Below are 12593 nucleotides of genomic sequence, written 5' to 3'. Positions count from 1 at the left end.
CACGCTCGCGTAAATCGGTTGAATAGGCCTTCATCCTGCTAAGTTCGCACAATCCTGTACATGCATCGCGAAACCGCTCTAAAATGAGTGTTGAATAATGTGCTTGTGCAAAGAGCTGGGCAGGGCAATACATAATAAGTATTAAGGAGTGGGCGGCTTCGCGATGGTGACAAGTCTCAGTTGATAGTGGAAGTCGTAGCTTATCACACAGCAGTTACTGGGCTTATTAAGTAGGCATCAAGAAAAGGCCCCGGCAATATGCCGGGGCCTTTTCTTGATGCCTACAGGTTTATCGAAGCCAAGAGTGGCCGGTTTCCTTTAATAAAGAGGCTGGAAAGTCTATTCAAAGGTCACCTTCATATCCACGCGCCGGTTGCGGGCACGGCCGGCGGCAGTTTTGTTGCTTGCCTTGGGCTTGGTTTGGCCAAACCATTCGGTAGTGATGTGCGAATCGGGCACTCCTTTGCTTACCAGGTAGCGCTTCACTGCCTCGGTGCGCTTCTGCGAGAGCAGGAGGTTAGCAGCGGGCTTGCCTACGTTGTCGGTGTGGCCGGCCAGTTGGAGGATATAGGTGGGGCGGCCTACGATGAGCTTGGCCAGCGCATTGAGCGAGGGGTAGGATTTTTTGCGGATGATGTCCTTGCCGGTTTCAAACTCCAGGTTGGCAAAGGCCGTCTGGATGATTTTGATTTCGGCCTTTTTCAGCACCGGGCAGCCCTTGTTGGAGGCCGGGCCGGGGGTGCGGGGGCAGGCATCTACATTGTCGAGCACGCCGTCGTTGTCGGAGTCGGCGTAGGGGCAGCCTTTGTTTTCGACCGGGCCAGCCACGGTGGGGCATTCGTCTTCGTTGTCGTAGAGCGTATCGGCGTCGGTGTCGGGGCATCCGAAGTGGTCTGCCGGACCGGGGGTGTCGGGGCACTTGTCGTTCTGGTCCATTACGCCGTCAGAGTCACGGTCGGGGCAGCCTTTGGTTTCTACCGGGCCACGGTCTTCGGGGCACTGGTCGTACTTGTCAGGAGTGCCGTCGCCGTCGCCATCGGGGCAGCCTTTGAACTTGGCCGGGCCGGGCTCGGTGGGGCATTCGTCCTCACTGTCCTGCGTACCGTCTTTGTCGGTATCGGGGCAGCCTTTGAACTTAGCCAAACCGGGTGTATCGGGGCAGACGTCGGTGGCATCCGGCACATGGTCGCCGTCGCGGTCGGGGCAGCCCTGGAATTCCCAGACACCTTTTACTTTGGGACACTTGTCGAGGGCATTGGAAACGCCGTCTTTGTCGTCATCCTTATGCGGCTTGGTTTTGCCGAGCCCCCAGCCCAGAGAGGCGTATACATCGTAGCCCGAGATGGTGGTAGCGCCAAATACTCCACCCAGGTTGTCGGACCCTACTGCGAGCGGGCCGAGGCGGACCATGGCGCCAAGCTGCAGCTGCTGGTAGTTGTTGGCCAACATCACCGGGAAAGTCAGCTCCGCCTGCTTGAACTCAAGGCGCGGAATTAAGGCAACGCTGGAGATGGCACGGCTGCCCACGGTTTTGTCCATGAGCAGGTTCTGGGTCCAGGCGGCGCCCAGGAAAAACTTATTGCGGAAGAATGGCTGGCTGAAGCGGTAGTCGGCGTTCAGGTGCAGGGCTGCGGGCAGGACGGTGGTGAACTTCTTGCTCTTGGAGTTGATGTTGAGCACCTTCTGCATGAGGTTGTCAACTTCGGCCAGGCTGCGGTACTTGAGCGTGTCGAGTGAGCCCCACTGCACGGTGCCGCTGTTGCCCAAGCGGGCCTGGCGCACATAGTCGGCGTTGTTGTATTCAATGGCACCCAAGTCGACCAAAGCAACGCCCACCTTCAGCCTGTATTTATCCACTGTATGGTCGGTCCAGGTTTCGCCGTCCATCTTATACTCGTATTTCTCGGCCGTCGGGCGCCACTCATAGGTAATGCCGACGTCGGCGCCGAAGCCACGTCCCAGACGGTTGGAGCCGAAGAAGTCGCCTACCTTGAAATCGTTGCGCTGGTAGTAGCGGTAATCCGTGGAGCCATAGGTTACGCGCCGGTCGCGGACCTGAATGCTGTCGGCACCGTAGACCTGGTAAGAAGCGCCCTCGTTGTTGACGTAGGCGCTGCCCATACCAACCAGGTACTTGGCGGTCAGGCCGCCTTTGAAGAAGTGCTCCACATTCGGGCTGAAGGTGTGGGCTACGGTCAGATTGATTTCCTGGAAAGCGTTGGCGCTGACGTTAAAGCCGTTGTCGGTCAGTACTTGTTTCGCCAGGCCCAGCCGCTCGGCTTCATCGAGGCTATAGCGGGCCAGGCGGGCCACGGGCTCGCTCACGTTTACGGCCTGTACGAAGCCTCGTACCCGGCTGCTCAGGGCCACGGCATAGCCCGGGCCAATAGAGACCATAAAGGCCGGCAGGCGTACTTCGGCCGAAGCCGTGGCAAATTTGGTTTTGCCATTAACGGTTTCCTTCAGGTAGTCGCGCTTGAACAGGATGTTGCCATACTCATCGCGGTACTGGTTATCTACCTTATTGCGTACCACCTGCCACGGCGTGTATGGCATGTCCAGCTGCAGGTAGGTATTGTAGAAGTTGAAGTCAGCACCGCCCAGGCTGATATAGAACTTCTGATGCGAGTCGGCAATAGCTGAAGGGTTCTGAAACAAACCGTTGGTGCCGGCATAGTTGCTGTTTGCCAGGCCTACCCAGCCCTGCGCCCGCGCCGCCGGCCGGGCCAGGCCCAGCAGCAGCAGGGCCGTTAAAAAAACACGTACAGGCTTCATACAGGAAGGGAGTAAGAATAAGCTCAAAGGCACAGGTAAAGGATAGTGAAACCGAGGATAGGCCCAAACAGGCCACAAATATTCTGAGGCAAGAAGTAACCTGCAGTCTATTTTGCAAAATTGCAGAAAAAAAAGAAAGTGCCCGGACTGTAATCGGCAGTTTGGCCGAGCTAATATGCCCAACTGCCGATTACAACCGCTTTCGGATATCCTGAATCTGGAACAAATGTTAAAAAGCTAATTTTAACAAAACATTGTCCAAGCCTGCCAGGCCTTACTGCTCGGCCAGGAGCGCGTTGCTGATAAAGTGCTGGTCGGTGAGGGTGCCGAGGAAGGCAATAATATCCTGTTGCTGCTGGGCAGTGAGCGGAATGCCCAAGGGGCCGGTACTGGGCTGGAGCAGCGGGTCGAGGGTGGGAGAGGGCTGCACCCCTTGGGCATAGTGCTCCAGCACCCGGGCCAGGCTAGGAAAACGACCGTCGTGCATATAGGGCGCAGTGAGGGCCACATTGCGCAAAGAAGGCACCTTGAAGCGGCCCACGTCGGCTGCCAGCCCGCTGATGTGGGCCCGCCCCGAGTCGCGGTCAAAGCGGCGGTCGAGGCCGTTGTTCCGGAAAGTTTCGTCCGTAAACAGGTCGGTAGCATGGCAGCTGGCGCATTTGGCCTTCACCAAAGCCAGGCCGCGCAGCTCGGCGGCATCGAGGGCGCCGCCAGGCTCGCGGCGCACATATTGGTCGTAGCGCGAATTGGCAGAGGTAAGGGCCGCGGTAAACTGGGCCAGGGCGCGCAGCAGGTGGTAGGACTGGATAGGCCCCGGCCCGTAGATGGTAGCGAAGCGCTGCCGATAAGCAGCATCGGCGTTGAGCTTGGCCAGCACGCCGGGCAGGGTTTCGCCCATTTCGACGGGGTTGAGGAAGGGCGCCAGCGGCTGGTTTTCGATATGGACGGCCCCGCCATCCCACATAAAGCTGGGCTTCCAGCGCAGGTTCTGCAGAGCCGGGGAGTTGCGGCTGCCAAACTGCCCGCCCACGCCGTGGCTGCGGGCGTGGCCGGCATTGGCGAAAGCGGCAGCCTGCTGGTGGCAGGAGCCGCAGGATACGGAGCCATCACGGGAAAGCCGCGCATCGTAAAACAGGCTACGGCCCAGCTCGAACGTCGCCCGGTCTGGTGGGTTCATGTCGGGCCGGTACACCATGGCTGGAAAGTTGGCCGGCTGGCTTACCCCCGGCACTTTAAAGCCAGGCACGTAGTCGGGGTCATCGTCGCAGCCGGGGAGCAGCAACGTGGCCCCGGCCAGCAGTCCCATAAAAAGAGCCCGGTGCTTCATACAAGTAAAAATAAGGGCCAGGCTGCGTTACACAACAGCATTGGCCACTTAGCGCATTGCTTTCAGCTACCCGGAATGCGGTCGGCTGACCGGGCAGCTGCTTTAAAATGCCAGCAGGGCCACGGCCTGCTCGCGTAGCAAGCCCACGGAAAACACGTTGTTGAGCTCCCCCACGGCGCTTAGGTCTTTGTCGATGAAAGGCAGGCGCACGCGCTGCGGCAGGACGGCAGTGCCCAGGTACATCAGGATATCGGTGAAATGGGTCATGGCCAGCAGGCCGCCCTGGCCGCCGGAGCTCAGCCCCACCAGGGCCGCTTTTTTGCCCCGGATGCCGCCGGGGTAGGGCAGCCCATCGATAAAGGCCTTGAGCACACCGGGGAAGGAGCCGTTGTATTCGGGAATGATAATGACCAGCTTGTTGCCGGCATCGAGCAGGCCGGCCAGGCGGTTGTAAGCGGGGTGGCAGCCGGCGTTGTCGTACAAAGCCGTCGTGATGAAGTCGGCCGGGAGCTCGGCCAGGTCCAGGAGCTGGGTTTCTTCGCCCAGCTCAGCCAGCAGGGAAGCGTAGAGCAAGGCAATGCGCCGGGCGCGGGACTGGGGGCGGTTGGTGCCGGCGATGAGTGTTATCAAGGCAACAAGAAAGAGAAAACGGGAAAAATTATCCGCGAACAAAAAAATAATACAAACGAGCAAGTCGTAAAGCCACAGGCTGCTAGCAGCTGCAAAATACAGACAAGCCAAGAGCCCGTAAGTTTTGAGCCGGCAAAATGGCAGCTGGCACCCACAGCCTGCATATTGCTGGGCAGTAAGTTTGCAGCATTATCCACTTACTTCAATTTATGCGCTCAGCCGTACTTGCTGCTCTTGCTTCGTTTGCCGCCTACCCGGCATTCGCTCAATCTACTGCCCCTGCCGACACTACCCGCCAGCTGGGCGAGGTAACCGTGTATGCTTCCCGCCTCGACCAGGTAGCAGGCCAGACCGGACGCTACGTAACCGTGGTACCCGGGGCCAGCCTGGCCCAGTACCCGGTAAACTCCCTGGATGACCTGCTGCGCCTGCTGCCGGCCCTGGAAGTGCAGAGCCGCGGCAGCTTTGGCGCCCAGGCCGATATCACCCTGCGCGGCAGCACGTTTAACCAAGTGCTGCTGCTGCTCGACGGCATGCGCCTGAACGACCCCCTGACGGGCCACTTCGCTGGCTACCTGCCCATTGCTCCCAGTGAGATTGAGCAGATTGAGATTGTACGCGGCCCCGGCGCAGCCCTGTATGGCCCCGACGCGGTAGGGGGCTTTATCAACATCGTAACGAAAACCTTTGCTGCCACCCAGCGGCCCGATGTGGCCGAGGCCCAGGCCAGCTTTATGGCCGGGGAGTGGAACCTGAAATCGACCAATGTCGGCTTCTATGCCCGGCAGAAAGGCCTGCGCCTGGCCGGCGGCGTGCTCAACAACAGCACCGATGGACAACAGCGTCCGGCTCCCAGCACCCTGCGCTCTGACCTGGCAGCTACTACATACTCCGTCTCGGCGGCCGCGCAGATTACCGACAAGCTGAGCGCCGCTGCCCGCGCCAGCTTCGACCAGCGCGACTTTAACGCGCAGTACTTCTACACGAACAATGCTGCCGACCAGGCCCGGGAAACTACCAGCCGCGACTGGTACCAGGGGCAGCTGCGCTACGACTGGAGCGGCCGCAGCCGCACGGAGCTGCAGGTGGTGGGGTCGGCCAGCAAGGACCTGTTCCGCTTTACGCCCGCCTCGGTGGCATCCGACCACCTCATGCACTACACCAATGTGCAGCTGCAGCACCAATACTTTCTGTCGGATAAGCTGCGCACCAGCCTGGGCGGGCAGGCCGACCAGCGCCGTATTGCCAGCAACGACCGGGGCAACCACAATACCTGGCACGTAGGAGCCTTTGCCGTGGTAGCTGCGGCGCCACTCAATGGGCTCAGCCTTACCGCTGCGCTGCGGCTCGACCACGACCGGGCCTATGGGACCGAGCTGGTGCCCCAGCTGAACGCCAGCCAGCGCCTGCTGGCGGATAAGCTGACCGTGCGCGGCGCCATCGGTAAAGCCATCCGGGCTGCCGACTTCACCGAGCGCTACACCTCCAACAGCCGGCCCGGGATTGTGCCCAATGGCTTCAATGTGGGCAACGCCAAGCTGGAGGCGGAGCGTACCATGAACTACGAGCTGGGCGCCGATTACCAGCCGCTAAGCTTCCTGACGGTGCGGGCAACCTACTTCCGCCGCAGCGGCTCCAACCTTATCGACTACGTGGCCCGGCCCGGCCGCGAGGTTATTGAAGCCACTGGTCTCAGCAACCTCAACCCCACGGCCACTTACCGCTTTGCCCAGAACCTGTTTTCGGTTACTACCCAAGGCCTGGAAACGGAAGTGGGCGTGCGCAAGCAGCTAGGTACTGGCATGCTCGATGCTACCCTGGGGTACACCCGTCTGAGCGTCGACAATTCGGATGGCGTGGTATCGCAGTATCTGGCCAACTCGGCCCGGCAGCTGCTGGCCGGCACGGTGGGCTTCACCCATCCGCGCTTTGGCCTCACCGTTGGCGGCCTCTACAAGCAGCGCGATGCGCAGGCGGCGGCAGCCCTTAGCCGCGAGCTCACGGCCAGCTACGCAGTAGTAAATGCCCGCGCCGAGCTGGCCCTGCTGCCCGGCCGCCTGTGGGCTACAGCCCAGGTGCAAAACCTTTTCGATGCTGAATACGCCGACCTGCTGGGCGCACAGATGCCCCGTCGCTGGCTGATGGGAGGCGTGCGCGTGCTGCTACGGAAGTAATGCGCTAGCAAACGTGGTGGCTGGGTTTGCAGCAGGCAACCGAACAGGCTGCTGGACCGAGAAGAGTGAGCGGGCAATGCATACGCCTGACGTTTATGCCATGCTGCTTGTGATGGATAACTTGCAGCGCGCCGCTTGCATGGCCTGCCAACCGGGTAAAACCACAGGCATTATTCCGGGTTAAAGCCTTTCTGTATTCTTCCAGCCTATTAAACATCTTTCCATCATGCTGAAACGTGATTTTCTGAAAAACACCGCTGCCCTGGCCCTCGGCGCTTTATTCAGCCCCGCCGTGCTTGCCCGCGCCCAGGAAGAGCAGCTTCTGCGAGAAGCTCGGGCCACGCCCCTGGCGGAAGGCCCGCATACTCTACCGGCCCTGCCTTATGCCTTCGATGCCCTGGAGCCGCACATCGACGCCCGCACCATGGAAATTCACCACGATGCACACCATAAAAGCTACGTATCTAAGCTGAACGAAGCCGTGGCGGGCAAACCCGAGGAGAAGATGAGCCTGGCCGAGCTGCTGGCATCAGTAGACAAAAAGAAGCTGCCCGACCCCATCCGCAACAATGCCGGCGGGCATTGGAACCACTCCTTTTTCTGGCAGCTGCTCGCGCCCAAGGGCGGAGGACAGCCCAGCGGCGTCCTGGCCGAGGCCATCGCCAAGGAGTTTGGCTCGTTTGAGAAGTTCAAAGAGGAGTTTGCCAAAGCCGCCACCAGCCGCTTTGGCTCCGGCTGGGCCTGGCTGAGCGTAGAGAAGGGCGGCAAGCTCTTTATTTCCAGCACGCCCAACCAAGATAATCCGTTGATGGACCTACCCGGCAACCGGCGCGGCATCCCCGTTCTGGGGCTGGACGTGTGGGAACACGCCTACTACCTTAAGTACCAGAACAAGCGTCCCGACTACGTGGCCGCCTTCTGGAACGTAGTGAACTGGCAGGAGGCCGGAAAGCGCTACGAAGCCGCCAGCAAAGGCTGATTTTGGCCGGTTTCAGGCAAAGAAAAAGGCGGTGCTGGTATCAGCACCGCCTTTTTCTTTTGGAGTAGGCTGCCCAAACCAGTCAGGTAGTTGATGGTGCTGCCATCAGGTGCGCTGCCATAGCCTTTAAATCGAGGTCATCAACAAAGCCGTTCGACACGGTGAGTATCCCAAACAGGTAGCGCTTTAATTCAGCAGCGTCTGGCTGTGGGGAGCGCAAGGCAGCCTGCACAAGGTGCAGTGACAAGTCGGCAAGAATAAGCTGCTTGCGCTGCTGAATGTCAGCTGTTTCAACCGCCAAAGATTCGGTCAGAGCGTGGGCTTCCTTTACCAGGTTAAGAATGGAGTCGTGCATTTTCAGGGAATAATAGAGTTAACCGACAGCGTAAGCGGACAAACAGGTTTATGCCTGGTAAGCCGGGTTTAATCTGCTTGCCGGGTTGGCTCGGGGCGGGCCGCCAGCCACACCACTGCAGCCAGGCATAAGGCAAACCAGAGCCAGGGCAACCGCAAATCAAGCACCGAAAGTGCTCCGAACACCAAGGTAGTTGCAAAGCTGGCTAAGCCCTGAAATGCCTGATTCAATCCAAATATTTCGCCGCGGTCGGCCTCTGTGGTGCGCTGGGCCAGGCGTCCTTCCAGCAGGCCCTGAATGAGCGAAAGCGTGAAGCAGTCGACGGTCACCAGCACGTACAGCGCCGGCCGGGAGGCTCCGATAAGGCCATAGGCTGCCAGCACCGGTACCCCCAGCGCAGCCAGCCAAATAATGGCGCGCCGCTGGTCGATGCGGTCGGCTAGGTAGGCATAGAAGCCGTAGTTGAGCGCAATACTCAGGGCGCCGAAGTACATAAAAAAGTAAGAAATGGCGCGGGCGTCCATCTGTTGCTCACCGGCACTTACGAAGGGCACAAAGTAGAAATAGTAGCCCAGGCTGAGCGTAAGGGCCACCTGCATAAGCACAATGCGGCACACGCCTGGCACTGCAGCCTCTTTCTGCTGCAGCCGCGCCCAGAGGGTAAGTGGGTTGATGCTGCGAGCCAGCTCGGCACGCAGCTCGGCCCCGCGCACGCCGTTGCGCTGGGTATGCGTTTCACGCAGCAATACGCTCAGCAGCACGTTGAGAGCTGCCAGAGCTACGCCCAGCCCCACCACATAGCGTGCCTCCTGAGTGGAAGGAACATCCAGCACCGTCAGCAGCAGGCCGGCTGCCATCGGGCCAAGCACAAAGCCCAGCGAGATGATTGCGCCCTCAATGCCCAGGTTGCGAAACAGGCGCTCGGGCGGGGAGATGTCGGTGATGGCCGAGCGCGCCGCGGCGTACATGCCATTGGTCAGGCCATCGGATACGCGGTTGGCGAAGTAGAGCCCGGCCCTGACCGGCAGCAGCAGCACATTAGCCAGCAGCGTACCTATGGCCGACAGAATAAAGATGGGCCGGCGCCCGTACCCGTCGCTGAGCCTGCCCAGCAATGGTGCCGAAAACAGCTGCACACCCAGAAACAGGCCGGTTCCCAGCGAAAGCCAGAGCTGCGGCTGTTTCAGCCCCCGCACAAACTCCGGCAGCACCGGCCCTGTTGCGGCTGCTACCAGCACATCCACCAAAATGATGGCGTACAGCAGCGTCAAACGGCGGTCGGTTCCGGGTAATAGGGCCATAGAGCGAGATACTGCCAGTAGTCACGGCGCCGCAAAGATGGTCTGTACAGCTTGATTTACGTTCAGGTAATGGGTGAAGGGTTATTGCACTTATTTTATTTTATTAATTGGTTTTTCGAGGTGGAAAAATTTATTTGCAAACCATGAACTATGCAATTTTCCTTTTTGAGATAGTAAGCCTTAAAAAAGAATTTATTGTTGATAACTAGATGTTTGTAAAAATAATACTGGCTTAGGAGATTGAGATTTGAACTTTTTATTGTCAATGTCAGATATGAGCGTGAGCGCTCGGTATGCTTCAGTCTTGGTAACTGATTTTTTGAATTTTCGCTGTATCGTTGTGCTGGTCCTTGCCTAATAAACCTTTTTAGCCATTCCACATGAACAAACTTCTTACTTTCATCATGGCCTTCCTGCTCGGTGCGCCTGCAGTAAGCTTCGCACAGTGCTCGGGCCAGTACGACCTGACCTACCCGGCCGGCAGCAGTACCAATACAATTGCCATTAACAACGGCTCGGGGCCGGTAACGAGTAACTACTGCCCCGCGCCCGGTGCCACGCAAACGCTGGTATTCGCCCCTTCCTCGCCTGGCTCCATCACCGTCGACCGTACGGTGGGCGGCGTTACCACCACCCTGCAAACCTATACGACGGTAGCGGGCGGTACTTATACCCTAACCCTGCCGACCGTTACGGCCGAAGTGGTGTATACCCTACGCAGCGTCATCAGCTGCAACAACCAGAAGAACTCAACCATCAACCTGACCCTGGCGCCCAGCCTGGCTCTGAACGCGACGGCTACCACCGTCTGCTCCGGCGGCACCACCACCCTGACGGCCACCGGCTCCAACAACGGCAGCTATACCTGGTCGGCGCCGGGCATGGCCAACATCACCAACTCAGGTACCCTTGTGGTGTCGCCCTCAGTCAGCACCAACTATACCGTGACGGCTCCTACTTCGTGCAGCGCCACCACCACGCAGCAGCTGTCGGTAGTAGTGCCCACCCTTACGGGCAGCAGCAGTGCTTCACCGGTCTGCGCGGGCACTACGGTTACGTTAACGGCTGCCAGCAACGTCGCCGGCGCCACCTTTACCTGGACCAGCGGCGGCACCACTATTGGTACCGGCGCTTCCATAAACGTAACGCCGGCCAGCTCCACAACCTACCGCGTTACCAGCAGCAACCCCTCCAGCTGCTCCAGCACTTCCTTCCGGGATGTACCGGTAACCGTGACCACGCAAAGTGTGAGCAGCAGCCCGGCCAGCGCTACTATTAACCGGGGCAGCTCGGTTACGCTCACCGCCTCGTCGAACTTTTCGGGTGCTACCTATACCTGGCGTACCGGTGGCAGCACCGGCCCCATTGTGGGCAGCGGTGCTACGCTAACGGTCTCGCCCACTGTCACTACTACTTACACCGTGGTAAGCAGCACTTCTACTTGCGGCACAGCCCAGCGCGACGTTACTGTAACCGTTAATCAGCCGGCGCCTTTGCCTGTGGAGCTAACGCAGTTTGAAGCCCGTTGGAATGGGCAGGCTTCCCTGCTGACCTGGGCTACTGCCTCGGAAAGTGACAATGAGTATTTCCAGGTGGAGCGCAGCGCCGATGGCCAGAAGTTTGAATCGGCTGGCCGCGTGGCCGGTGCCGGTACTACCAGCCGCCGCAGCGACTACAGCTTCCTTGATGCTGAGTTTCAGGTTTTACCGGGCATGACTGTTTACTACCGTCTGCGCCAGGTAGATGCTTCCGGCAAAACCCAGTTTTCGCCGGTAAAGACAATGACCCGGCCCGGGCAGATGGCTGGCCTGGTGGCAAGTATCTACCCTAATCCGGTAGAGAAAGCTGCTACCCTGGCCGTGGTGGCCCCCGTTAGCGGACCGCTGAGCTGCTCGGTACGCGATATAATGGGTCGCGAGCTGACATCGTTCACGCTCCGCGCTTCCCAGGGTGCCCAGGAGCTGGAGTTGCCCTCGCTGGCCTTGCCCAAAGCTGGTTTGTATTTCCTGATGGTTCGTCAGGGCGGGCAGCAGCAGGTGCTGCGCTTCGAGCAGCGCTAAGTCTGCTAAAGAATATGGTTGAAAAAAAGCGCAGCCAAGGCTGCGCTTTTTTTTATGTGCGTGTAGTGGCCAGACGGGCATGGGTGCCAGACCAGCCGTTCGGGGGATGGTCCGTTGAGTAGCCAGAAGTGAGGAGAGAGGGTGAGGCCGCGACAACAAGAAAAAAGGCGCAGCCCGCAGGCTGCGCCTTTTTTCTTGTTGCGTAACTGGTAAGCTTACGCCAGGTTGTTCGACGTAGCCTTAGCAACCAAGAACTCGCGGTTGAGAATGGCAATGTTTTCCAGCGAGATGCCCACCGGGCATTCAGCGGCGCAGGAGCCGATGTTGGAGCAGGCACCGAAGCCTTCCTTGTCCATCTGAGCCACCATGTTCTCGACGCGGGTTTTGCGCTCCACCTGGCCCTGGGGCAGCAAGGCCAGCTGCGACACCTTGGCACTTACAAACAGCATGGCTGATGCATTCTTGCAGGCGGCCACGCAGGCCCCGCAGCCGATGCAGGTGGCCGCTTCGAAGGCACGGTCGGCAATGTCTTTGGGAATCGGAATCTCGTTGCCGTCGGGGGCACCGCCGGTGTTCACGTTGATGTAGCCACCGGCCTGGATGATGCGGTCGAAAGCCGAGCGGTCTACACTCAGGTCTTTGTTGACGGGGAAGGGGCTGGCGCGCCAGGGCTCGATGGTGATGGTGTCACCATCGGAGAACTTGCGCATGTGCAGCTGGCAGGTGGTGGTGCCTTTTTCCGGCCCATGGCTACGCCCGTTGATAAACAGGTCGCAGGAGCCGCAGATGCCTTCGCGGCAGTCGTGGTCGAACGCCACCGGGTCCTGGCCGGCACGCAGCAGGTCTTCGTTCAAGACGTCGAGCATTTCCAGGAAAGACATCTCGGGCGAGATGTCCTTCACGTTGTACTCCACGATTTGGCCCTGGGCATTGCGGTTGGCTTGCCGCCACACCTTTAGGGTGAGGTTCATCGGTTTGGCGTTGGGATTGGA

The 12593-nt window shown here is 59.4% G+C and carries 9 protein-coding genes; 3 read left to right on the top strand and 6 right to left on the bottom strand.

Features of this window, described 5'->3' with window-relative positions:
* Positions 1-339: 339 nt before the first annotated feature.
* The 3 genes from ABD919_RS11650 to ABD919_RS11640 all read right to left on the bottom strand — a co-directional run bounded on the left by ABD919_RS11650 (position 340) and on the right by ABD919_RS11640 (position 4732).
* The gene (locus ABD919_RS11650) at positions 340-2775 is read right to left on the bottom strand and encodes a DUF5723 family protein (protein WP_345236186.1); all 2436 of its coding nucleotides are present in this window, start codon (positions 2773-2775) and stop codon (positions 340-342) included.
* A gap of 274 nt (positions 2776-3049) precedes the next feature.
* The gene (locus tag ABD919_RS11645) at positions 3050-4102 is read right to left on the bottom strand and encodes a cytochrome-c peroxidase (RefSeq protein WP_345236185.1); all 1053 of its coding nucleotides are present in this window, start codon (positions 4100-4102) and stop codon (positions 3050-3052) included.
* Positions 4103-4204: 102 nt separating this feature from the next.
* The gene (locus ABD919_RS11640) at positions 4205-4732 is read right to left on the bottom strand and encodes an NADPH-dependent FMN reductase (protein WP_345236184.1); all 528 of its coding nucleotides are present in this window, start codon (positions 4730-4732) and stop codon (positions 4205-4207) included.
* A 209-nt stretch (positions 4733-4941) separates the two neighbouring features.
* Between ABD919_RS11640 and ABD919_RS11635 the strand changes: the two genes are divergently transcribed.
* On the top strand, positions 4942-6906 hold the full coding sequence (locus ABD919_RS11635; RefSeq protein WP_345236183.1) for a TonB-dependent receptor plug domain-containing protein: 1965 nt from the start codon (positions 4942-4944) through the stop codon (positions 6904-6906).
* Between the two features lie 226 nt (positions 6907-7132).
* On the top strand, positions 7133-7885 hold the full coding sequence (locus ABD919_RS11630; RefSeq protein WP_345236182.1) for a superoxide dismutase: 753 nt from the start codon (positions 7133-7135) through the stop codon (positions 7883-7885).
* Positions 7886-7967: 82 nt separating this feature from the next.
* On the opposite strand, the gene ABD919_RS11625 is transcribed toward ABD919_RS11630, so the two are convergent.
* Positions 7968-8240, bottom strand: a complete 273-nt coding sequence (locus ABD919_RS11625) for a hypothetical protein (RefSeq protein WP_345236181.1) — start codon at positions 8238-8240, stop codon at positions 7968-7970.
* Positions 8241-8308: 68 nt separating this feature from the next.
* Positions 8309-9541 (bottom strand): MFS transporter, encoded by a 1233-nt coding sequence (locus ABD919_RS11620; RefSeq protein WP_345236180.1) that lies wholly within the window; start codon positions 9539-9541, stop codon positions 8309-8311.
* A gap of 380 nt (positions 9542-9921) precedes the next feature.
* Here ABD919_RS11620 and ABD919_RS11615 point away from each other — a divergent pair, with 380 nt between their 5' ends.
* A complete protein-coding gene (locus ABD919_RS11615) occupies positions 9922-11601 on the top strand; it encodes an Ig-like domain-containing protein (protein WP_345236179.1) in 1680 nt (559 codons plus the stop codon).
* 215 nt (positions 11602-11816) lie between these two features.
* Here the strand turns inward: ABD919_RS11615 and ABD919_RS11610 are convergent, their stop codons facing one another.
* Complete coding sequence (locus ABD919_RS11610; RefSeq protein ID WP_345236178.1) at positions 11817-12572, bottom strand: succinate dehydrogenase/fumarate reductase iron-sulfur subunit; 756 nt, start codon at positions 12570-12572, stop codon at positions 11817-11819.
* Between the last annotated feature and the right edge of the window lie 21 nt (positions 12573-12593).

It is taken from the genome of Hymenobacter saemangeumensis, assembly GCF_039541835.1.
GTDB classification, from domain to species: domain Bacteria; phylum Bacteroidota; class Bacteroidia; order Cytophagales; family Hymenobacteraceae; genus Hymenobacter; species Hymenobacter saemangeumensis.
This window is presented reverse-complemented; position numbering and strand designations above follow the sequence as displayed.